Origin of the sequence: Mediterranea sp. ET5 (assembly GCF_023337025.1) — a bacterium.
Taxonomy (GTDB): domain Bacteria; phylum Bacteroidota; class Bacteroidia; order Bacteroidales; family Bacteroidaceae; genus Phocaeicola_A.
The window spans coordinates 139,163-160,165 of record NZ_JAMBLN010000003.1; the positions used below are offsets into that span (position 1 = coordinate 139,163).

Consider the following 21,003-nt stretch of genomic DNA (forward strand, 5'->3'; position numbering starts at 1 on the left):
TGTCTCTTTGTGCCTCTGCAGATAATTCAGCCTTGCGACCTCAGCCGTCAATCAAAGCTCCACTTCAGAGCCAGTGTCGGGATGGTGTAGAAACCGTCGCGGAAGCTGAAGTTCTGGCTCAGCTCGATTTCAGTACCGATGCTGAGGTTGAATTTATCGTCAAAAGCCTTGAACTTGTTCAGGTTGACCCAGAACTGGGGTTCTGACAGGAAGATGAAGTAACCGTGAGGATTCTTCTCACGCCAGAAGTCGGCAAAACCGCTGCAGGTGAACTTGCCGTCGCAGCAGTGTACATACCAGGTTCCGGTAATCTGGAAGTTGTTCGGGTCTTCATGCTTCTGGATATACTTGTACATCGCCATCAGCGTAAAGCCCTTGGTGAAGTCGGCACTATTCCAGGAGTAAGAGGGTCCCACCAGGTAGGCATTGTCAAACGACACGGTGTTGCTCAGTCCGCCGTTATACTCGACATGGGCTGAAATGGGAGCGTCCCAGAACTTCAGTTCGCGGGAAATCTCCGTATAGGCGGAAGCCAGTCCTTTCTTGGTCCAGTCGAAGTCAACGAAGAAGTAGGTGTTTCCCCACTTGTCGGGTTTGAAGAACTCCACTGTAGCGGTAACAGGCGGACGGTCGGCATCTTCCAACTCCTGGTAAAGGGTACGACCGAAGTCGTAATGCAACTGTACATTCTGCGCTTTCAACTGGAAAGCCGCACACGCAATGAAACAAAGCAATAGGATTCTTTTCATGTTTGAATTTGTTAGGTTATGAATGCTTGAGTTTGTCAGTATCTTCTTCCGCCTACAGCAGGAACTTGAAGCAGAACAGGATGGCCATCACATACATGGGGATGGTGATTTTCTTGTGCTGTCCGCAGAGCAGGTTGATGACCACGTAACTGATGAAACCGATGATGATGCCATCGGCAATGCTGTATGCCAGGGGCATGAGAATCATGCAAAGGAAGGCAGGCAGAGCTTCGGTGTAATCGTCAAGAGGAATCTTTGCCACCGGGGCGACCATCATCATGCCGACGATGATGAGGACGGCGGAAGTGGCAGCAGCCGGAATGGACAGGAACAGGGGCGAAAGGAACAGTGCCAACGCCATGCAGACAGCCGTCGTGAAGGAAGTCAGTCCCGTACGTCCGCCTTCGTTCACACCGGCAGCACTCTCCAGGAAGGTGACGATGGTACTCGTTCCCAACAGACCGGCTGCCGTCGTACCGATGGCATCGGACATGAATGCCTGTTTGGCACGGGGAAGCTTGCCATTCTCCATCATGCCTGCCTTGGTGGCAACACCGATGAACGTGCCGATGGTGTCAAAGAGGTCCATGAACAGCAGGGTGCAGACGGCAATCAGCATATCGACACTCCACAGGTGGGTAAAGTCGAGCTTGAAGAAAACGGGAGCAATGGAAGGCGGCAGGTTGAACAGTCCGTGAAAGGTGGTCAGACCCATGGGGATACCGATAAGGGTCGTGAGGAGGATGCCCCACAGGAGTCCGCCACGCACCTTGTGCACCATGAACATCAGTGTGATGACCATACCGATGATTGCCAGCAAGGGAGCACCGGACGTGATGTGACCGAGGGAAAGCATGGTTGCGGGATTGCCCACCACAATGCCGGAATTCTGAAGTCCGATGAACGCGATGAAGAGCCCGATGCCCACGGTCGTGGCATATTTCAGCGATTCGGGGATGAGGTCAACAATCAGGGTACGGAGGTTGCTGACCGTCAGCAGGATGAAAATGATGCCCTCCAGGAAGACCGCCGTCAGGGCAAACTGCCAGGAATAGCCCATGTTGAGGCAGATGGTGTAGGCAAAGAAGGCGTTCAGCCCCATGCCCGATGCCTGCGCAAACGGAAGTTTCGCCCACAGTGCCATGATGACGGTAGCCAGGATAGCTGCCAGGGCAGTTGATGTAAACACAGCTTCTTTATCCATTCCGGTGGCGCTGAGGATTTCCGGATTGACCGCCAGGATATAGGCCATGGTCAGGAAAGTGGTAATGCCCGCGAAGAGCTCTGTCTTCACGGAATGTTTCTTCGGGTCGAAACCGAAGAGCGTAGTCAGTAGTTTCATATTACGTATTAAAAAATGTAGATGGACATCAGTTCCTAAAAAGACGAGTGCAAAGGTAGGCGTTTTTCTTTTTTAACCCTCTTCCCCACCCTACTTTTTATCCGGGAATATCCACCGAGCGCAATTAAGCCGTATCTTTGCACCCCGAAAGAAAGAATACATAAATCGTTACATCCATGATGTGGTTACTTCTGGCATTCCTCTCGGCTGCACTGCTGGGCTTCTATGACGCATTCAAGAAAGAATCGTTACGCGACAACGCCGTCCTCCCGGTCCTGTTCCTGAACACCTTGTTCTCCAGCCTGATTTTCCTTCCCTTCATCCTGATTTCAGCTTGGAGCGACAGTCTCGACGGCACCATCTTCCATGTACCGGCTGCCGGTTGGGAGGTACACAAGTATGTGTTGCTCAAGTCGGTCATCGTGCTCTCCTCATGGACGTTCGGCTATTTCGGCATGAAGCACCTGCCGCTCACCATCGTGGGACCGATCAATGCGACCCGTCCGGTCATGGTACTGGTGGGTGCCCTGCTCGTGTTTGGCGAAAGGCTGAACCTCTACCAGTGGGCAGGTGTGCTGATGGCAGTCATCTCCTTCTTCATGCTGAGCCGTTCGGGGAAAAAGGAAGGCATCGACTTCAAGCATAACCGCTACATCTTCTACGTCGTACTGGCAGCCGTCACCGGCGCCATCAGCGGACTCTATGACAAATACCTGATGGCACCCGTCAGCGACGGCGGACTGGGACTGGACCGCATGGTGGTGCAGTCGTGGTACAACATCTACCAGCTCTTCATGATGGGAGCCGTGATTGCCCTGCTGTGGCTTCCCAAACGGAAGACGACCACCCCGTTCCACTGGGACTGGTGCATCATCCTCATCTCCATCTTCCTGTCGGCAGCCGACTTCGTCTACTTCTACTCCCTGAGTCTGGAAGGTGCCATGATTTCCATCGTGTCGATGGTGCGGCGCGGCAGTGTGGTGGTCTCCTTCCTGTGCGGTGCGCTCTTCTTCCGTGAAAAGAATTTAAAAAGCAAGGTTGTCGATTTGGCATTGGTGCTAATCGGTATGATTTTCCTATATTTGGGTTCCAAATAACAAGAGTAAATGAAAAAGAGATTCCTGTCGGTCCTTGGTTGCCTGCTGTGCATCGGCGGCATGCAGGCACAGACCCTAAAAGAAATATTTGTCCACATGCCCGACACGCTGTCGCCCATCCTGACTCCCGTCAACCGGGCTGACTGTGTGGACTTCATTGCCAGCAACATGAAGGCACGGGTCACCAACCGCTTCAACCGTACGTCGGAAGTCAAGACACTCACCGATGACTACCTGCTGGCACAGGTGACCGAAAGCAGTGTATGGGAAATGCGCCGTCTCCCGCTCAACGATTCCGTGTCGGTCGTCTGCTGGGTGAAGACGGTCAAAGGACCGGTGGAGGACAGCAGCCTCCGTTTCTATTCAACGGACTGGAAAGAGCTACCGGTGAGCGATTTCCTCCCCCAACGACCCGGACCTGACGACTTCTTCCTCCAGCCTTCTGCTGAAAAGGCTGACAGCCTGAACGAGTTGCGGCGCAAGGCAGACATCACCTTCCTGAAAGCTTCGCTCTCACCCAAGGAGAACACACTATCCTTCACCTATACCACCCCGGACTATATGAACGCGGATGACCGTCAGCAGATTATCCCGTATATACGCAAGTCCGTGGTCTATGAATGGAAAGACGGAAAGTTCGTAAGAAAAGACTAAGACATACGGCAAGCACTCGCGACGAGTCGTTGCCGCCATTTCAAATAATTTGATTGATTAATAAAGGGTATGAACGACCGGCACAGTCGAGGACAACAAGCCTGACTGTTGCCGGTTTCTTCTTTGTCACCTGTCATATATGCAACAAGGGCATTCACTCCACGACGGGAGGAATGCCCTTGCACTATCATAGAAAACTTATAATTCTACGTTTATGCTTCTTCAGCAACTACTTCGAAGGGGATTTCAACAGAAACCTCTTTGTGAAGTCTTACGGTAGCCTTGTAAGAACCAACTTCTTTCACGGCATCCTTCACGAAGATAATCTTTCTGTCAATCTTGTGACCCAGCTTCTCCAGCTCTTCAGCAATCTGAATGCTTCCCACAGAACCGAAGATGGTTCCAGTAGAGCTGACCTTGGTAGCGATCTTCAACGATACGCCTTCCAACTGAGCAGCCAAAGCTTCAGCATCCTTCTTGATTTTCTCAAGTTTGTGAGCACGTTGTTTCAACTCTTCAGCCAGCATTTTCTTTGCAGCCGGAGATGCGATAACGGCTTTACCGGTAGGAATAAGATAGTTACGACCGTAACCTGATTTCACTGTTACAATGTCATTCTTGTAACCCAAGTTTGCAATGTCTTCTTTCAAAATGATTTCCATACAAATTCCTCCTTATTATTTCATCATGTCAGTTACGAATGGAAGCAATGCCAAGTGACGGGCTCTTTTCACTGCTTGAGCAACTCTTCTCTGATATTTCAATGAAGTACCGGTAATGCGGCGAGGCAGAATCTTACCTTGCTCATTCAAGAATTTCTTCAAGAATTCAGGATCTTTGTAGTCGATATACTTGATACCAGCCTTTTTGAAACGGCAGTATTTCTTCTTCTTTACATCCACTGAAGGCGGAGTCAAATATCTGATTTCGGATTGTTGTTGTGCCATGGATTAATCCTCCTTTTTAGTTGATTTTACACTTCTTCTTTTTGCAGCATATTCGATAGCGTATTTATCCAACTTGGTAGTCAAGTAGCGGATTACGCGTTCGTCACGACGGTAGTTTACTTCAAGCTTTTCAATTACAGTCGGGTCTGCTTTAAACTCAATCAGTTGATAAAAACCGGTGGATTTCTTCTCGATGGGATAAGCCAACTTCTTCAATCCCCAGTTCTCCTCATTGACAATTTCAGCACCTTCGGCAGTAAGAATACCTTTGAACTTGTCTACCGTTTCCTTCATCTGAACATCAGACAAAACGGGAGTCAAAATGAAAACGGTTTCGTATTGATTCATACGTGTCAAATTAATAGATTAATATTATGTTTTTGAAAATCGAGCGCAAAGGTAGATATTTTTCATGAACCTGCAAATCTTTGAAAGTGTTTTCTTACGAAAATAAGCCACTTACCTCCCTTTTTGTGCCGATTTGCGGAAAGTCGTCAGGCCATGGGACGGCAAGGAAATTCAGGATATTCACAAATTTTACTAACAATAGCACCTCCGACAAGAATAGTATTCGTACCTTTGCCTTAGTTGCTTAAACAATAATTTCATGACTGAAGAATTCAACTTTGACACACGCCTGATATTTGCCATACTCAACGGCAAGGTCTCGGCTGCCATCAACCGCAAGCTCTACCGCAACTTCAGACAGAACAATCTGGAAATTACTCCTGAACAATGGACGGTCCTCCTGTTCCTGTGGGAGAAAGACGGTGTGACGCAGCAGGAGCTTTGCAATGCCACCTTCAAGGACAAACCCAGTATGACACGCCTTATCGACAACATGGAGCGGATGCACCTGGTGGTGCGTACCTCCGACAAGTCGGACCGGCGCATCAACCTGATACACCTGACCCAAACCGGACGGGAGCTGGAGGAACGTACGCGCTTCATCGCCAACCGTACGCTGAAAGAAGCGCTTTACGGACTGACCGTAGAGGAATTGCGCGTCAGCCAGAATGTGTTGCGGAAGATTTTCACCAACACGAAAGAGTAACCCGGACTTTTATCACTCTACCAAATACATTACAACGATGCTCAAACAGTTCTGTAAACACATTGGCCTGATCCTTATCATCATCGGAACCCTCATCCTGCTTGGGGGATTCTTCACGCACTGCATGGACAGCAACGCCATGCTGGTGACTTCACTCGTATTTATCTTTGGCGGACTTGCCGCTTACATCTTCTTCAACAAGTACATTGTATGATACGGACAGAAGCTCGAGGCTCAGCCCCTGACATAAAAAAGACTCCGTTTGTGCCTCAGTACAAACGGAGTCTTTTTTATCAGGTAGACCTCACGAATCAGTCAACGTCCGGAGTAATCAGCTTGTAGCCTTTGCCGTGGATGTTGATGATTTCGATGGAATCATCGGCTTTCAAGTGTTTACGGAGCTTGGTGATGTATACGTCCATGCTTCGTGCATTGAAGTAGTTGTCATCAATCCAGATGGTCTTCAACGCAAAGTCACGTTGCAGAATCTCATTGGCATGTGCACAGAGCAGGCTCAAGAGTTCCGATTCCTTCGTAGTCAGCTTGGTCTGCTTGCCGTCGATAGCCAGGATTTGCTTCTGTGTGTCGAACGTAAAGCGGCCGATTTTGTATACACTGCTTTCCTTGTTCTTCTTTCCACGTACACGACGCAAGATGGCTTCAATACGGAACACCAGCTCTTCCATGCTGAAGGGTTTGGTGATGTAGTCGTCGGCACCAATCTTGAAACCTTCCAGGATATCCTCCTTCAGCGTCTTGGCTGTCAAGAAGATGATGGGGATTTCAGCATTGGCTGCACGAATCTCCTGTGCCAATGTGAAACCGTCCTTTTTCGGCATCATCACATCGAGTACACACAGGTCGAACTTAGTCTTCAGGAAAGCCTTGTAACCGGCTTCACCATCCGGACACAACTCTGCAGAATAGCCTTTTGCCTGCAAATATTCTCTCAAAAGCATGCCAAGATTCTCATCGTCTTCGCACAATAAAATGTTCAACTTCTCATCCATATAATTTAATTTTTTAATAAGGGTAATACAATGATAAACTTCGTTCCTACGCCCAACTCACTCTCAGCCCGGATGGTTCCCTTATGGTCCTGAATGATTTTCTTGACGTATGCCAAGCCCAGGCCGAAGCCCTTCACGTCATGAAGGTTGCCGGTATGAACGCGGTAGAACTTATCGAATATCTTCTTCAAATTCTCTTTCTTGATGCCGATGCCATTGTCCTCAATGGAGATGCAGAGCTTGTTGCCCTCATTCCAGGTCCGCACGTTCAGCAAGAGGTCCTCTTCCGGTCTCTTATACTTCACGGCATTGTCCATGAGGTTGAATATGACATTGGTAAAGTGCATCTCATCCACAAAAATCAACGGGTCAAGCGCCGACAGGTCGGAGGTGATGCGTCCGTTGTACTTCTCCACCTTCAGGGCAAAGGTGTGAATGACACCGGCTATCAGTTCGTTGGCATCGACCTCTTTCATCTTCAGAGTGGCTTTCTGCCGTTCGAACATCGACATCTGCAAGACTTTCTCCACCTGGAAACGCAGACGTTTGGTCTCATCGTTGATGACTCCTGATATGTGCTGGAACATCTGGGGCGACTTCCCGACAGCCGGGTCCTTCAACATCTGGGCTGCAAGCGAAATGGTAGAGATAGGTGTCTTGAACTCGTGGGTCATGTTGTTGATGAAGTCGTTCTTTATCTCGGTCAGCTTCTTCTGACGGAAAATCTGGTAGAGCGTAAAGATGAAAGTCACCAGCAGCACGAACGTGAATATCAACGACGGTATCATGAACTTCACCGAACTGTAGATGTAATCGTTCAGCGTCGGAAAATGAATCTGCACCCATCCGCGCTTTGCCGGCGGGTCATTCTGGAAGAGCACCTGCGGGATGACATGTTCCGAACCGGCTTCCTCGTAGTCGGGACAACGGTACACCTCCCGTCCGTCATTGGTCTGCACCGTGAAGTGGTAAGGGATGTCGATTCCGTTGTTTGCCAGTTCCGTCTTGATGCATTCGTCGAGTGTCTTGAAGTTCACCCGTTCCTCCAGCGACTTGTCACTGGCACGGTGCAGCAGTTTCAGTGCCACGTCGTTCACCAGGTCGCGCTTTTGCTTGAAACGTCCGTAGAACTCCTGACGCAGGTCATCGTTGGTTTCGCTCAACGACTTGCGGACCGAATCACCAAACAAGCTACCTCCGATACGGATGCGCAGGGCGAATCCGTTACCGGTCCTCACCATCTGTTGATGAACCTGAATCATGCCCGGGGTATCGGACGTATTCAGATTGCCTACCGACGAAGTCCTTTTCTTGTATCCGCTACTCATCTCTTTTTGCAAGTACGTAGCAGCCTCAGCCAGTTCCAGGGAATTGGCCGCACTGGAAAGACTGCGCTTGACGGACTCGTCAAACTGCTCCCGGCGCATTTTGATCATCTCCTCGATGTAGCTCACCTGCAGATAAAGCAAGCTGACGAACGAGAGACCCATGATGATGCCTAAAATCCAAATCGTTGACTTTTTCATAGGAGCAAAATTAACAACGCATAAATAACGTTGGCGCCTGATTAACAGATTTTACATGCCGATTCTCTATTATTAACCGAAAAGACGTTTTTAGCTGACAAAGCAGCCATTATCGCCTAACGGGCTTTCAGACAAGTGCAAAATTAATAGAAATTTAATTGGTAACCAACGTTCAGTTCTTAATTTTTTAAGGGGAATTAAATAAAAAAGCCGTTTCCTTTAACGGAAGCGGCTTTTCTAGTGTATGGATTAGTTAGAAACTGTTTCCTGAACCTGATTAATCGTCTTTTTCCTGTTTGGCTTCAAACTCCTTGATGAGCTTCTCCTGAACATCCGACGGAACCAGTTCGTAGCTGGCGAACTTCATGATGAACGAAGCGCGTCCGCCGGTGAGCGAACTGAGTGCAGTGGAGTAGGATGACATCTCTTTCAGAGGCACCTTGGCAACCAGCTTCTCATAGCCGTTTTCGCTGCTCATACCCATAATCATGGCACGGCGTCCCTGCAAATCGCCCATCACATCGCCCATCTTCTCACTCGGAACAAAGACTTCCACATCGTAAATCGGTTCCAGAATCTTCGGACCGGCATTCTTGAAGGCGGTACTGAACGCATTGCGTCCCGCCAGCATGAAGGAGACTTCGTTGGAGTCTACCGGGTGCATCTTGCCGTCATAGACAATCACACGTACATCACGGGCATACGAACCGGTCAACGGACCTTGCTCCATACGGCTCATGACACCTTTCAGGATGGCCGGCATGAAGCGTGCGTCGATGGAACCGCCCACGGTACTGTTGATGAACACCAGCTTGCCACCCCACTCCAGGTCGATCACTTCCTGGCTCTTCACCGTCACCTTGTATTCCTGACCATTGAACTTATAGGTCTCGGGCAACGGCATGCCTTCGTAGTAGGGTTCCACAATCATGTGCACTTCACCGAACTGTCCGGCTCCACCCGACTGTTTCTTGTGACGGTAATCAGCCCGGGCAGCCTTCGTGATGGTTTCGCGGTAAGGAATCTTCGGTTCTTCGAAGTTGACGAATATCTTTTCGTTGTTCTCCAGACGCCATTTCAACGTACGCAAGTGGAACTCACCCTGACCGTGCACGATGATTTGTTTCAATTCCTTCGATTGTTCCACTTCCCAAGTCGGGTCTTCCTCACGCATGCGGAAGAGGGCGCCCATCATCTTCTCGGTATCAGCCTCATTGACCGGCTTGATGGCACGCGAATATTTGAAGTTCGGATATTTGATAAAGTTGAAGCGGTTTTCACAGTCTTTGCCGTTCAGCGTGTTGCCGGTGTGCACATCCTTGAGCTTCACCGTACAGCCGATATCTCCGGCACGCAGTTCACTCACCTTGATACGGGTGGCACCTGCACAGACGAAGAGCTGGGAAATGCGCTCCTTCGAACCGCGGTCGGCATTCGAGAGGTCGTCGCCCTCATGAACGGTACCGCTCATCACCTTGAAATACTGTACATCGCCAATGTGCGGCTCCACGGCAGTCTTGAAGAAGAACAGGGAAGTCGGACCATTCGCATCGGGCGGAACCACTTCACCCCGTGTATTGAACACCTTCGGCATCTCGGAAACGAACGGAACCACATTGCCCAGGAATTCCATCAGTCGGCGTACACCCATGTCCTTGCCTGCACAGACACAGAACACCGGGAACATGCCACGGCTGACCAGACCCTTGCGGATACCCTCACGCATCTCGTCTTCCGTCAGCGAATCCTGCTCGAAGAATTTCTCCATCAGTCCTTCATCATGCTCGGCGGCAGCTTCCACCAACGCCTTGTGCCACTCGGTGGCTTTCTCCATTTCTTCTTCGGGAATATCTTCAATGATCGGTTCGCCTCCTTCGGGCTTCCAGGAATATTTCTTCATCAACAGCACGTCGATCAGGGCATGGAAGTTGGGACCTGTCTCCAACGGATACTGTACGGGGACCACTTTCGAACCGTAGATGTTCTTCAACTGCTCCAGCACGTGGTCATAATCACATTTCTCATTGTCCAGCTGGTTCACCAGGAAGATGACGGGCTTGCCCAGCTTCTCGGTATACCGGAAGTGGTTCTGCGTTCCCACCTCGGGACCGTACTGACCGTTCAACAGCAGGATGGCGGTATCGGTGACGTTGAGTGCCGTGATGGCTGCTCCCACAAAGTCGTCACTTCCCGGACAGTCGATGATGTTCAGCTTTTTGCCGTTCCACTCCACATGGAACACTGTAGAAAAGACAGAATAGCCATACTCTTGCTCTACCGGGAAATAATCGCTCACCGTATTCTTCTGCGTGATTCTTCCGCGACGTTTTATAACCCCACTCTCATAGAGTAAGGCCTCTGTGAGGGTGGTTTTACCGGCTCCATCATTGCCCAAAAGAGCAATGTTTTTAATTTCATCAGTCTGATATACTTTCATGATACCTAAGATTTAAAAGTTAGCTACTAAAAGAGTTCTGTACTCTTCTTTCTTTTTAATGGACGCAAAATAGAGATTATTATCGGGAACGCCAATTATATCGGAGTGTTACTAAACTATGTTTTAAAACATATTTACAGCTTATCCGGCTGAAAATGGGACAACAAAAACGGCTTTCCCATTGCTTCTTCCGGGAGTGATTTTCACTAACTTTGCCGCCTGAAGCTAATCATCGAACCATTTATGGCAGGCATCTATCTACACATTCCGTTTTGCAAGCGGCGCTGCATCTACTGCGACTTCTATTCCACCACGATGGAACAGCGCAAGGATGAATACATCGAGGCACTTTGCCGGGAACTGGAAATGCGACGGGACTATACGGGCGAACCGTCCGTGGCAACCGTCTATTTCGGGGGAGGAACTCCCTCACAGCTGGAGGAACGGCATTTCCATCGGGTCATCGAAACCATCGGCAACAACTACCGGCTCCGTCCGGATGCTGAAATCACACTGGAGGCAAACCCCGACGACCTTACGCCCGACTATGTCGCCATGCTCCGCCGTCTGCCGTTCAACCGGATCAGCATCGGCATCCAGACATTCAACGACGAAACGTTGCGGTTGCTGCACAGACGGCACACGGCAAGCCAGGCAGTGGAGGCAGTGCGTCGCTGCCAGGAGGCAGGATTCGGAAACATCAGCATCGACCTGATGTACGGACTGCCCGGAGAGAGCCGTGACAGTTGGGCGAACGATTTGCAACAGGCCATCGGTCTGCAGGTGCAGCATATCTCCGCCTACCACCTTATCTACGAGGAAGGCACGGAGCTGTGGGAACTGCGCCGCCGGCATCGAGTGGAAGAAGTCGACGAGGACAGCAGCCTCACCTTCTTCAGCATGCTCATCGACCGGCTCCGGGATGCAGGGTTCGAGCATTATGAAATATCCAACTTTGCCCTTCCCGGCATGCACTCCCGTCACAACTCTTCCTACTGGGACGGGACCAGGTACCTGGGTTGCGGGGCTGCCGCCCATTCCTACAACGGGGAAAGCCGCCAATGGAACGTTGCGTCACTCGACCGGTACATCAAAGACATCCAAGCCGGCAAACTGCCTTGCGAAGTGGAGACACTCGATCTGCACACCCGCTACAACGACCGCATCATCACAGCCATCCGCACCACCAGAGGACTCTCCCTCTCCACCCTGCAGGCAGAGTTTGGCAAGGAGCTTCATGACTTCTGCCTGAACAATGCCCGTCCGCACCTGCAACAAGGGACCCTCGCCATCGACGGCGACCGCCTGCACCTGACACGACAAGGCATCTTTGTCTCCGACGGCATCATGAGCGACCTCCTCTGGGTGGAGGATGACTGACCTCCCCTCCCCGACACGTATCCGGTTCACCAGCCACATAAAAAAAGAGTGTACGTCCGAATCGCTCAGACGCACACTCTTTTCTTTTATGTGGTTATCTATATCTTGAGGGGAAGATTACATCATTCCGCCCATGCCACCCATACCCGGGTTCATCGGCATTTCAGGCTTGTCTTCCTTCTTCTCGACAATGACACATTCCGTAGTCAGGAACATGCCTGCGATGGAAGCTGCATTCTCCAGTGCCACACGGGTTACCTTGGCAGGGTCTACCACACCGGCTGCATGCAAGTGCTCATATACATCGGTACGTGCATTGTAACCGAAGTCGCCTTCACCTTCACGTACTTTCTGTACAACCACTGCACCTTCCTTACCGGCGTTGGCTACAATCTGACGCAGAGGCTCCTCGATGGCACGCTTGATGATTTCGATACCGGTAGTCTCGTCGGCGTTCTCACCCTTCATGCCTTCCAAGGCGTTGATGGCACGGATGTAGGCTACACCACCACCCGGAACGATACCTTCCTCGATGGCTGCACGGGTTGCACACAAGGCGTCGTCCACACGGTCTTTCTTCTCCTTCATTTCCACTTCCGAAGCGGCACCGACGTAGAGCACTGCCACGCCACCGGACAATTTACCCAGACGCTCCTGCAGTTTCTCCTTGTCATAGTCGGACGTAGTGGTCTTGATTTGAGCCTTGATCTGGTTGATACGCTCCTGGATGTTCTCCTTGACACCGGCACCGTTGACAATGGTTGTGTTGTCCTTGGTCACGGTCACCTTGTCGGCGGTACCCAGCATCTCGATGGTAGCCTGCTCCAGTTTCAAGCCCTTCTCTTCGCTGATGACAACGCCACCGGTCAAGACAGCGATGTCTTCCAGCATCTCCTTGCGACGGTCACCGAAGCCCGGAGCCTTCACGGCACAAATCTTCAGGTTGGAACGCAGACGGTTGACAACCAATGTCGTCAAAGCCTCGCTGTCCACATCTTCGGCAATGACCAGCAACGGACGTCCGCTTTGTACAGCCGGTTCGAGGATGGGAAGGAAGTCTTTCAGGTTGGAAATCTTCTTGTCGTAAATCAAGATGTACGGACGTTCCATCACGCACTCCATCTTCTCCGTGTCGGTCACGAAGTAAGAAGACAGGTAACCGCGGTCGAACTGCATACCTTCAACGACACCGATGGTCGTGTCGGTACCCTTCGCCTCCTCGATGGTGATGACACCGTCCTTGGAAACCTTGCGCATGGCATCGGCAATCAGCTTACCGATGACCGGATCGTTGTTTGCAGAAACGGTAGCAACCTGCTCGATCTTGTCGTAGTTGTCACCTACCATCTCAGCCTGGTTCTTGATAGACTCAACGACTTTGGCAACGGCCTTGTCAATACCACGTTTCAAGTCCATCGGGTTGGCACCGGCAGTCACGTTCTTCAAGCCGACGCCGACGATAGCCTGTGCAAGCACGGTAGCAGTTGTCGTACCATCACCTGCATCATCGCCGGTCTTCGAAGCAACCGACTTCACGAGCTGGGCACCGGTGTTCTGGAACGGGTCAGCCAACTCCACTTCCTTAGCTACGGTTACACCGTCCTTCGTGATGTGGGGAGCACCGAATTTCTTTTCGATGATGACGTTACGTCCCTTCGGGCCGAGGGTTACCTTCACGGCGTTAGCCAATTCATCAACTCCTTTCTTGAGTTGGTCGCGAGCATCTATATTGAATAAAATATCTTTTGCCATAGTGTTCTGAATGTTTTTTAATGGTTCTTGTTGTTCGATGTTTCTAAGAAGTAATAACGGGGGAGTGCCTCTGCTTATCCGAGGATGGCAAGCACGTCACTCTGACGCATGATGAGGTATTTGGTTCCTTCGAATTCGAGTTCCGTACCGGAATACTTTCCATAAAGAACTTCATCACCCACCTTGACTACCATCTCTTCGTCTTTGGTTCCATTACCAACGGCTACGACTTTACCCTGCAAAGGTTTCTCTTTAGCGGTGTCGGGGATAATGATTCCACCAATGGTCTTTTCTTCTGCGGGTGCCGGAAGGATCAGCACTCTGTCTGCTAACGGTTTTACGTTCATAGTTCCTATATTTTTAGAATTTTATTATTTAATCGGTTATTTCCGCCGCCCCTCTTTTCCGGGTCGGCACTATTCTTTCAACGAAAAGTGTGCCAAAGGTGATTGGGGGCTCCATATTGACAGCTGCGACTGACAGGAGTGACATCTTGACAGCGTTCAGGCTTTTTCCTCTACACCTTATTATATAGTTGGCTTTGGCAGACGGACGGAGCCTGTCATACTCCCAATTCTGTCAAAGTGTCAAATGAACCGCTCTACACGCCCCTTCCTTGCACCAAAATACGATTCGGTGGATTCCGAGGCCCTTCTCAGGCGATTCGCAAAATACACATTGCCGTCCATTCGACCCGGATGCTGTCATGCAGGAAGCATCCCAGCACAGGACCTTTCCTGACGGATGCTTTCCACTTCCTGAACCGCGCTTTATGAAAGCTTCCGATTTATTGACACCGCACTCCTTCTGGAGAATGAAACCCGGTGTTTTTGCATTTCATTTTCCAAAGATTTGACTTCCGGGCACGAAACAATCGTGTTTGGGGCATGAAACTATATTGTTTGACGCGGCAAACTATATTGTTTGGCTCGCGAAACAATATTGTTCCGGGCACGTTTTGTCTGTTTTTCGAAAATGAAATGTATAGTTTTCTAAAATCAGAGGCTTTTTTCAGGCGTTTCGTTTGCAATCATTCACGTTTCGTCTCCAGATTATCGGATTCTTGAAAAGGACGCGTCAGCTGAAAAGACCTCTTTCCGCACTTCCGTCAAGCAGAAGAGAGAGATTCCTGTCTTTTTGAAAATCCTGCGAGCACTACGGATACTGAAAAGCATCCAAGAAAAAAAAATTGACAATCGTTTGTCCAAAACGAAACAAACAGATACCTTTGAGAACCTAAAATCTAAAAGAACCATGAAATGCAACCGACTTGCCCTCTGCGCATACTGCCTCCTGTTAGCCCTGCCACTCGGAGCACAGGTGAACGTCCGCTATGAAAAAAAGGAAAAAGGAGTCTATGAATTCATTGGAGAGAACAATCTGAACATACCCGTGTCCGTATTCGTCCGCTTCACCGACCTGCAAGGATTCACCGGTTACCTCCCTTCCGGACGACCTTACGTGCTGAACAGCGGCAGCAAGACCCTCTTCAGACTGACACCCCGGCAAGGAAGCAACAACTATGTCTTCCGCTACAACTATTCGTGGCGCAAAGGGGATTTCACGGAAAAGCCTGACACGGCGTTCGTCTACCTGCCACCGGTGCGTCCGGGTAAAACGGTGGTGGTACAACGAGGCGTAACACTCAAGGGATTCATCGACCGGAAGGTTGAAGAGAAGGAGAAAGCGGGACTTTCTTTCCACACGGAAGAGGGGGACACCATCTATGCCATGCGGAAGGGAGTCGTGACGGATGTAGTCGACCACAAGGCATCCAAGGGGAAAGGCGTGATTTACAACGACACGGAAAACTACGTCCGCATCTACCACGAAGACAATACATTCATGACTTACAGCCTGCTCCAGAATGACGGCATATTTGTCCAACCGGGAGAAACGGTCCTGCCGGGACAACCCATCGGACTTGCCGGGGGAACCAATTACAGGAGTGGTTCACGACTGCATGTGAGCCTGTATGGATGGCTGCCAGCCACGGAAGAGAATAACATCAAGGACCTGGTTTACCATCGTGCCTACCGCCTCATCAACCCGTATCTTTACGGATTCGGGAAAGTGGATGTCATCAAGGGCGGAGTGTCGTTCCCTTGCGAACATCCGTTGGACATCATCACGCAGGAAATGAGCAAACGGGAAATCAAGAAGTACAAGAAGGAGCACGGATTGCGGTAAGCATCCGGAAAGAAGTAACAGGGAACGGATACGAAAACAGCACGAAGGCACAGAGAGACAGTCTGCCAAGAGGCAGACAGCGTTTCTCCATGCCTTCGTGTATCAATCCGGGTTACCGTCCTGTGTCAACAGACGGACGGTCTCAATATTCCACCTTGTCGGTCTTGTCCATCCAGTCGCGGAATGCCTGCTGTGCCTCGTCGCGAAGCAACTCCTGTGACACCAGCCGACGTTTGTCCGGCGTGAGGGCTATCTCTTCATAGATGAACGAGTCATCGAAACCGATGGCAGCCGCGTCATGCTTGTTGTTGCCATAGTACATCCGGTCCAGGTGTGCCCAGTAGATGGCACCCAGACACATGGGACACGGTTCGCACGAGGTATAGATTTCACATCCTTCGAGGTTGAAGGTGCCCAGCTTCTCGCAGGCGGCACGGATGGCACTGACCTCAGCATGTGCCGTCGGGTCGTTGTTGTCGGTCACCCGGTTCACACCCGTGGCAATAATCTCGTCGCCACGCACAATGACCGCCCCGAACGGACCTCCGCCGTTCTTCACGTTCTCGATGGAAAGCTCGATGGCCTTCCGCATGAATGCCTCGTTCATCGTGCATCCTCCTTCATCATTGCCAGCAGTTCATCCGCTGTCACGGCATGCTGTTCACCGGTCAACATGTTCTTCAGCGTAAACTTGCCCTCGTTCATCTCCGTCTCTCCGGCAATTGCCACAAAGGGGATGTTCTTGGCGTTGGCATAGCTCATCTGCTTCTTCATCTTCGCACTGTCAGGATAGATTTCCGCACGGACGCCCGCAGCACGCACCTTTGCCAGGACAGGCAGACAGTAGGCGGCTTCGGCTTGTCCGAAGTTGACAAAGAGAAGACGGGTCCCGTTGACGGCATCCTTGGGGTAAAGGTCCAGCTGGTTGAGCACATCGAAGATGCGGTCGGCACCAAAGGAGATACCTACGCCCGAAACACCGGGCATGCCGAACACACCCGTCAGGTTGTCATAACGTCCGCCTCCGCTGATGCTGCCAATCTGGACATCGAGCGCCTTCACCTCGAAGATGGCACCCGTGTAGTAGTTCAAGCCACGTGCCAGTGTCAGGTCAAGCTCCACCTCGTTGCGGATGTCCAGCCCTGCCACGGTGCTCAGGATGAATTCGCTTTCCTCCACACCCTTCATGCCGGTCTCGCTGCCGGCAAGTACCTCCTTCAGCGTCTCCAGCTTTTCGGCATTGCTTCCGCTGAGCAGGATGATGGGTTGCAGCTTGTCGATGGCTTCCTGCGGAATGCCCTTCGAAGCGAGCTCGGCGTTGACGTTCTCCAGACCAATCTTGTCGAGTTTGTCGATGGCCACGGTGATGTCGACAATCTTGTCTGCCTCACCGATGATTTCAGCGATACCTGCCAGAATCTTGCGGTTGTTGATTTTGATGGAGACATGTACCCCGAAAGCGGTGAACACGGCATCAATCATCTGCACCAGTTCCACCTCGTTGAGCAGGGAGTCGCTGCCCACCACGTCGGCATCACACTGATAGAACTCCCGGTAACGCCCTTTCTGCGGACGGTCGGCACGCCACACCGGCTGAATCTGGTAACGCTTGAAAGGGAACGTGATTTCCTCGCGGTGCATCACCACATAGCGTGCAAAAGGCACGGTCAGGTCATAGCGCAAGCCTTTCTCACAGAATTTGGAGGCAAGCTTGGCAGCGTTGCGCGACAACAGTTCCTCGTCAGTCAGTCCTGAGAAATAGTCGCCCGAATTCTGTATCTTGAAGAGGAGCTTGTCGCCCTCGTCGCCATACTTGCCCATCAGGGTCGAGAGGTTCTCCATAGCGGGAGTCTCAATCTGCTGGAAACCGAAATGATGGAATACTTCACGGATGGTATTGAATATATAGTTACGCTTCGCCATTTCGAGCGGCGAGAAATCTCTGGTTCCTTTGGGAATGGAAGGTTTTGCTGCCATAGTTCTAAGTGATTTTAAACGTTTGTGTTCGATGGGGAAAAGGTCCGGAAGGGACGCTGTCCCCGTTCATGTTCTGCGGAGGATATGTCAGCTTGTGACAAAATCCGAAGCAAAGGTAAGACTTTTTATGCCTTACGCCGTTCTTACATTGCAACTATTTACGAACTTTGCGCCCAAAATATCCGTTTCGACAATGAAAAAGCTCAAAAGGTGGTGTATGCGGCTCGTGCTGCTCTTCTTCGTCTCCAGCATTGGAGCAGTGATTCTCTATCGTTTCATCCCGGTCTATGTCACCCCGCTCATGGTGACCCGTTGCATCGGACACCTCTTCGACGGAGAGAGTCCCCGGCTTTACCACCGGTGGGTGCCTCTGGAGGACATATCCCGTCACCTTCCCATGGCAGTCATCGCGTCGGAAGACAACCGTTTTGCCGAGCATCACGGGTTCGACTTCGATGCCATCCAGCAGGCCATCGACGAACGGAGGGAGGGGAAACGGCGTCGCGGTGCCAGCACCATCAGCCAGCAAACGGCAAAGAATGTCTTCCTGTGGGAACGCTCGTCGTGGGTACGCAAAGGCTTCGAAGCCTATTTCACCGTGCTCATCGAGCTTTTCTGGTCCAAGGAGCGCATCATGGAGGTCTATCTGAACTCCATCGAGATGGGCGACGGCATCTACGGAGCGGGAGCAGTGGCAAAACATCACTTCAACACCACGCCCGACCGGCTGTCGCGCAGCCAGTGTGCCCTCATCGCCGCCTCTCTGCCCAACCCCCTGCGCTTCGACTCGGGACATCCGTCGAGCTACCTGTACAGACGTCAGCGGAAAATCATGCGACTGATGAAGCTGGTGCCCGTCTTCCCGGAACCGGAAAAGAAGCACAACTGAGCACGCAAACGCTGAAGAACTAAAAACAATTATCACATACCATGACACATCTGTTTCAAACGGCCTGCCTCCTGGGGCTTGCCTTCCTGACTTCCCTGCCCCTCCGGGCAACTGACACCGAGACCCTGTCTCCCGACCAATCCATCCGTGTCACCTTGTCCTGTCCGGCAGACGGTCCCACGGGATTCTCCGTGAACTATCAGGATAAAGAGGTGTTCCGTCACATCAACCTCGGACTGCAAACCGACCGACGTGCGTGGGAAAAGGGACTCACGCTCCGTTCCGCCTCCGAAGCAACCCTTCACACCGACGACTACACCCTGCTCTCCGGCAAACGCCTCCATTGCACCAACCGCGCCAATGAGCGCACCTTCCGTCTGGAAAATGCCGACGGGCAAGTACTCTCTGTCATCCTGCGGGTATATGACGACGGTGTTGCCTTCCGCTATGCCCTGGACGGTGAGGAGGGCGAACACCTGACCGGTGAACGTACGGCTTACGACATCCCGGAGGGACGTCCGCGCTGGATGCCCCGCCATCTGGTGGGCAACGAAGATTTCTTCCCCCTCAACACCGACGGACAGCCTGCAGGAGCATGGGGCTATCCTTCTCTCTGCGAACCGACCGACGGCGTGTATGCCCTGCTGACGGAATCCGGACTGAACCGCTCGCACTGCGGCTCCTACCTGGACAACAGTCTCCGGAGCGACAACTACCGCATCCGTCTCGTCGACCGGAGCCTTCCGCTGACCAACGGCTGGCTCTCTCCCTGGCGCATTGCCATCATAGGCACGGCAGCCACCGTAGTGGAATCGACCTTGGTGACCGATGTAGCCGACCCCTGCCGCCTGGACGACACTTCGTGGGTCGAACCGGGAGTAGCTTCCTGGATTTACTGGGCGCACAACCACGGCTCGCGCGACTGTGCCCTGCTGAAGGAGTATGTCGACCTGGCAGCCGACATGGGATGGTCCTACACACTGATTGACGCCGAATGGGACTCCATGAGCAACGGAGGCACCATCGAAACCGTTGCCGACTATGCACACAGCAAAGGGGTCAAGCCCCTGCTCTGGTACAACTCCAGCACAAACTGGGTCAGCCACGGGGCACCGGGTCCGTTCTACCGACTCAACGACAGGAACAAACGCGAACAGGAGTTCGCCTGGCTGGAGAAGGAAGGGTTCAAAGGCGTGAAAATTGACTTCTTCCCCGACGACAGTCTCTCCGTCATCAACTACTACATCGACCTGCTGGAAGATGCAGCCCGCCATCACCTCACCGTGAACTTCCACGGAGGTATCCTGCCCAAAGGCTGGCAGCGCACCTATCCGCACCTGCTGACCCAGGAAGCCGTCTACGGTGCCGAGTGGTACAACAACAACGCTGTCCTGACAGACCGTGCCGCCTGCCACAACGCTACCCTGCCCTTCACACGCAACGTCATCGGTCCGATGGACTATACGCCGGGCACCTTCTCTGACTCACAACATCCGCACATCACGACCCATGCCCACGAGCTTGCCCTCCCCCTGCTCTTTGAGTCAGGCATGCAGCACATGCCCGACCGTACTTCCGTCTATCGGGAATTGCCCGAAACGGTTCGTCGCCTGCTGTCCACCCTGCCTACGGTCTGGGATGACACCCGTCTGCTGGCAGGCACTCCGGGCGACCATGTGGTGATAGCCCGACGGAAGGGGAAGGTGTGGTACATCGCCGGTATCAATGGAAAGGACACGGCTGCTACACTGAAGTTCTCCCTGCAGCGTCTGTCGCTTGGCGGAAGCTGCACTGTCTGCCTCATCACCGATGAAGCCGACGGACGCCATTTCCACATCGAACCGTCCACACCGGTTTCCCCGGACAACGTCCTGCACACCGACTGCCTGCCGCGTGGAGGCTTCGTCCTGATTCTCACGGAAGGCACGGACAACTAGATAACCGGCCGGTCCGGAAACAAAGGCATAAAAGTCAAGAGACAAGACTACCCCGTTTCTCC

Annotated in this window: 19 protein-coding genes and 1 pseudogene; 8 read left to right on the top strand and 12 right to left on the bottom strand. The window is 51.9% G+C overall.

The window, feature by feature from the left end; all coding sequences use genetic code 11:
- Positions 1–47 precede the first annotated feature (47 nt).
- Both M3087_RS03430 and M3087_RS03435 read right to left on the bottom strand, forming a co-directional pair.
- Positions 48–749 carry a DUF5020 family protein gene (locus M3087_RS03430; RefSeq protein ID WP_022385149.1) on the bottom strand — a complete coding sequence of 234 codons (702 nt, stop codon included), beginning with the start codon at positions 747–749 and terminating at the stop codon, positions 48–50.
- Positions 750–801: 52 nt separating this feature from the next.
- Positions 802–2,091 carry an NCS2 family permease gene (locus M3087_RS03435; protein WP_022385150.1) on the bottom strand — a complete coding sequence of 430 codons (1,290 nt, stop codon included), beginning with the start codon at positions 2,089–2,091 and terminating at the stop codon, positions 802–804.
- A gap of 179 nt (positions 2,092–2,270) precedes the next feature.
- On the opposite strand from M3087_RS03435, the gene M3087_RS03440 reads away from it, so the two are divergent.
- Together M3087_RS03440 and M3087_RS03445 are read left to right on the top strand one after the other, a co-directional pair.
- Entirely contained in the window at positions 2,271–3,188 is a 918-nt protein-coding gene (locus tag M3087_RS03440; RefSeq protein ID WP_249093856.1) for a DMT family transporter, read from the top strand.
- 9 nt (positions 3,189–3,197) lie between these two features.
- Positions 3,198–3,842: a DUF3256 family protein gene (locus M3087_RS03445; protein ID WP_022385152.1), complete on the top strand. Its 645-nt coding sequence runs from the start codon at positions 3,198–3,200 to the stop codon at positions 3,840–3,842.
- Positions 3,843–4,054: 212 nt separating this feature from the next.
- Here M3087_RS03445 and rplI read toward each other — a convergent pair whose 3' ends face one another.
- From rplI to rpsF, 3 genes are read right to left on the bottom strand one after another with little or no spacing between them, the layout of a single operon-like run.
- Complete coding sequence (gene rplI / locus M3087_RS03450) at positions 4,055–4,504, bottom strand: 50S ribosomal protein L9 (protein ID WP_022385153.1); 450 nt, start codon at positions 4,502–4,504, stop codon at positions 4,055–4,057.
- 15 nt (positions 4,505–4,519) lie between these two features.
- Positions 4,520–4,789: a 30S ribosomal protein S18 gene (rpsR, locus tag M3087_RS03455; RefSeq protein WP_022385154.1), complete on the bottom strand. Its 270-nt coding sequence runs from the start codon at positions 4,787–4,789 to the stop codon at positions 4,520–4,522.
- A gap of 3 nt (positions 4,790–4,792) precedes the next feature.
- On the bottom strand, positions 4,793–5,137 hold the full coding sequence (gene rpsF, locus M3087_RS03460; RefSeq protein ID WP_022385155.1) for a 30S ribosomal protein S6: 345 nt from the start codon (positions 5,135–5,137) through the stop codon (positions 4,793–4,795).
- 259 nt (positions 5,138–5,396) lie between these two features.
- Between rpsF and M3087_RS03465 the strand changes: the two genes are divergently transcribed.
- Positions 5,397–5,843 carry a MarR family winged helix-turn-helix transcriptional regulator gene (locus M3087_RS03465; protein WP_022385157.1) on the top strand — a complete coding sequence of 149 codons (447 nt, stop codon included), beginning with the start codon at positions 5,397–5,399 and terminating at the stop codon, positions 5,841–5,843.
- Positions 5,844–5,880: 37 nt separating this feature from the next.
- Positions 5,881–6,057 carry a hypothetical protein gene (locus tag M3087_RS03470; RefSeq protein ID WP_022385158.1) on the top strand — a complete coding sequence of 59 codons (177 nt, stop codon included), beginning with the start codon at positions 5,881–5,883 and terminating at the stop codon, positions 6,055–6,057.
- 97 nt (positions 6,058–6,154) lie between these two features.
- Here M3087_RS03470 and M3087_RS03475 read toward each other — a convergent pair whose 3' ends face one another.
- From M3087_RS03475 to M3087_RS03485, 3 genes and pseudogenes are all read right to left on the bottom strand, one after another.
- A complete protein-coding gene (locus M3087_RS03475; protein ID WP_022385159.1) occupies positions 6,155–6,853 on the bottom strand; it encodes a response regulator transcription factor in 699 nt (232 codons plus the stop codon).
- A 5-nt stretch (positions 6,854–6,858) separates the two neighbouring features.
- Positions 6,859–7,926: pseudogene (locus M3087_RS03480) on the bottom strand (sensor histidine kinase); the annotation flags it as partial.
- A gap of 730 nt (positions 7,927–8,656) precedes the next feature.
- A complete protein-coding gene (locus tag M3087_RS03485) occupies positions 8,657–10,816 on the bottom strand; it encodes an elongation factor G (protein WP_249093763.1) in 2,160 nt (719 codons plus the stop codon).
- Positions 10,817–11,059: 243 nt separating this feature from the next.
- Here M3087_RS03485 and hemW point away from each other — a divergent pair, with 243 nt between their 5' ends.
- Entirely contained in the window at positions 11,060–12,196 is a 1,137-nt protein-coding gene (hemW, locus tag M3087_RS03490) for a radical SAM family heme chaperone HemW (protein ID WP_249093764.1), read from the top strand.
- A gap of 117 nt (positions 12,197–12,313) precedes the next feature.
- On the opposite strand, the gene groL is transcribed toward hemW, so the two are convergent.
- Together groL and M3087_RS03500 are read right to left on the bottom strand one after the other, a co-directional pair.
- Positions 12,314–13,948 carry a chaperonin GroEL gene (gene groL, locus M3087_RS03495; protein ID WP_249093766.1) on the bottom strand — a complete coding sequence of 545 codons (1,635 nt, stop codon included), beginning with the start codon at positions 13,946–13,948 and terminating at the stop codon, positions 12,314–12,316.
- Positions 13,949–14,022: 74 nt separating this feature from the next.
- Positions 14,023–14,295 carry a co-chaperone GroES gene (locus M3087_RS03500; RefSeq protein WP_022385164.1) on the bottom strand — a complete coding sequence of 91 codons (273 nt, stop codon included), beginning with the start codon at positions 14,293–14,295 and terminating at the stop codon, positions 14,023–14,025.
- Between the two features lie 907 nt (positions 14,296–15,202).
- Here M3087_RS03500 and M3087_RS03505 point away from each other — a divergent pair.
- Positions 15,203–16,138 (top strand): M23 family metallopeptidase, encoded by a 936-nt coding sequence (locus M3087_RS03505; protein ID WP_249093768.1) that lies wholly within the window; start codon positions 15,203–15,205, stop codon positions 16,136–16,138.
- Between the two features lie 142 nt (positions 16,139–16,280).
- On the opposite strand, the gene M3087_RS03510 is transcribed toward M3087_RS03505, so the two are convergent.
- Both M3087_RS03510 and hisS read right to left on the bottom strand, forming a co-directional pair.
- Entirely contained in the window at positions 16,281–16,730 is a 450-nt protein-coding gene (locus tag M3087_RS03510) for a nucleoside deaminase (RefSeq protein WP_289551416.1), read from the bottom strand.
- 11 nt (positions 16,731–16,741) lie between these two features.
- Positions 16,742–18,115, bottom strand: coding sequence for a histidine--tRNA ligase (hisS, locus tag M3087_RS03515; protein ID WP_249093769.1), 1,374 nt, complete (start codon positions 18,113–18,115; stop codon positions 16,742–16,744).
- A 193-nt stretch (positions 18,116–18,308) separates the two neighbouring features.
- On the opposite strand from hisS, the gene mtgA reads away from it, so the two are divergent.
- Together mtgA and M3087_RS03525 are read left to right on the top strand one after the other, a co-directional pair.
- Complete coding sequence (gene mtgA / locus M3087_RS03520) at positions 18,309–19,004, top strand: monofunctional biosynthetic peptidoglycan transglycosylase (protein ID WP_249093771.1); 696 nt, start codon at positions 18,309–18,311, stop codon at positions 19,002–19,004.
- 41 nt (positions 19,005–19,045) lie between these two features.
- Positions 19,046–20,941, top strand: a complete 1,896-nt coding sequence (locus M3087_RS03525) for a glycoside hydrolase family 97 protein (protein WP_249093774.1) — start codon at positions 19,046–19,048, stop codon at positions 20,939–20,941.
- Positions 20,942–21,003 lie beyond the last annotated feature (62 nt).

What these genes read in the sequence shown, in the direction of transcription:
- M3087_RS03430 (WP_022385149.1), bottom strand. Translation starts at nt 749, where the DNA reads ATGAAAAGAATCCTATTGCTTTGTTTCATTGCGTGTGCGGCTTTCCAG.
- M3087_RS03435 (WP_022385150.1), bottom strand. Translation starts at nt 2,091, where the DNA reads ATGAAACTACTGACTACGCTCTTCGGTTTCGACCCGAAGAAACATTCC.
- M3087_RS03440 (WP_249093856.1), top strand. Translation starts at nt 2,271, where the DNA reads ATGTGGTTACTTCTGGCATTCCTCTCGGCTGCACTGCTGGGCTTCTAT.
- M3087_RS03445 (WP_022385152.1), top strand. Translation starts at nt 3,198, where the DNA reads ATGAAAAAGAGATTCCTGTCGGTCCTTGGTTGCCTGCTGTGCATCGGC.
- rplI (WP_022385153.1), bottom strand. Translation starts at nt 4,504, where the DNA reads ATGGAAATCATTTTGAAAGAAGACATTGCAAACTTGGGTTACAAGAAT.
- rpsR (WP_022385154.1), bottom strand. Translation starts at nt 4,789, where the DNA reads ATGGCACAACAACAATCCGAAATCAGATATTTGACTCCGCCTTCAGTG.
- rpsF (WP_022385155.1), bottom strand. Translation starts at nt 5,137, where the DNA reads ATGAATCAATACGAAACCGTTTTCATTTTGACTCCCGTTTTGTCTGAT.
- M3087_RS03465 (WP_022385157.1), top strand. Translation starts at nt 5,397, where the DNA reads ATGACTGAAGAATTCAACTTTGACACACGCCTGATATTTGCCATACTC.
- M3087_RS03470 (WP_022385158.1), top strand. Translation starts at nt 5,881, where the DNA reads ATGCTCAAACAGTTCTGTAAACACATTGGCCTGATCCTTATCATCATC.
- M3087_RS03475 (WP_022385159.1), bottom strand. Translation starts at nt 6,853, where the DNA reads ATGGATGAGAAGTTGAACATTTTATTGTGCGAAGACGATGAGAATCTT.
- M3087_RS03485 (WP_249093763.1), bottom strand. Translation starts at nt 10,816, where the DNA reads ATGAAAGTATATCAGACTGATGAAATTAAAAACATTGCTCTTTTGGGC.
- hemW (WP_249093764.1), top strand. Translation starts at nt 11,060, where the DNA reads ATGGCAGGCATCTATCTACACATTCCGTTTTGCAAGCGGCGCTGCATC.
- groL (WP_249093766.1), bottom strand. Translation starts at nt 13,948, where the DNA reads ATGGCAAAAGATATTTTATTCAATATAGATGCTCGCGACCAACTCAAG.
- M3087_RS03500 (WP_022385164.1), bottom strand. Translation starts at nt 14,295, where the DNA reads ATGAACGTAAAACCGTTAGCAGACAGAGTGCTGATCCTTCCGGCACCC.
- M3087_RS03505 (WP_249093768.1), top strand. Translation starts at nt 15,203, where the DNA reads ATGAAATGCAACCGACTTGCCCTCTGCGCATACTGCCTCCTGTTAGCC.
- M3087_RS03510 (WP_289551416.1), bottom strand. Translation starts at nt 16,730, where the DNA reads ATGCGGAAGGCCATCGAGCTTTCCATCGAGAACGTGAAGAACGGCGGA.
- hisS (WP_249093769.1), bottom strand. Translation starts at nt 18,115, where the DNA reads ATGGCAGCAAAACCTTCCATTCCCAAAGGAACCAGAGATTTCTCGCCG.
- mtgA (WP_249093771.1), top strand. Translation starts at nt 18,309, where the DNA reads ATGAAAAAGCTCAAAAGGTGGTGTATGCGGCTCGTGCTGCTCTTCTTC.
- M3087_RS03525 (WP_249093774.1), top strand. Translation starts at nt 19,046, where the DNA reads ATGACACATCTGTTTCAAACGGCCTGCCTCCTGGGGCTTGCCTTCCTG.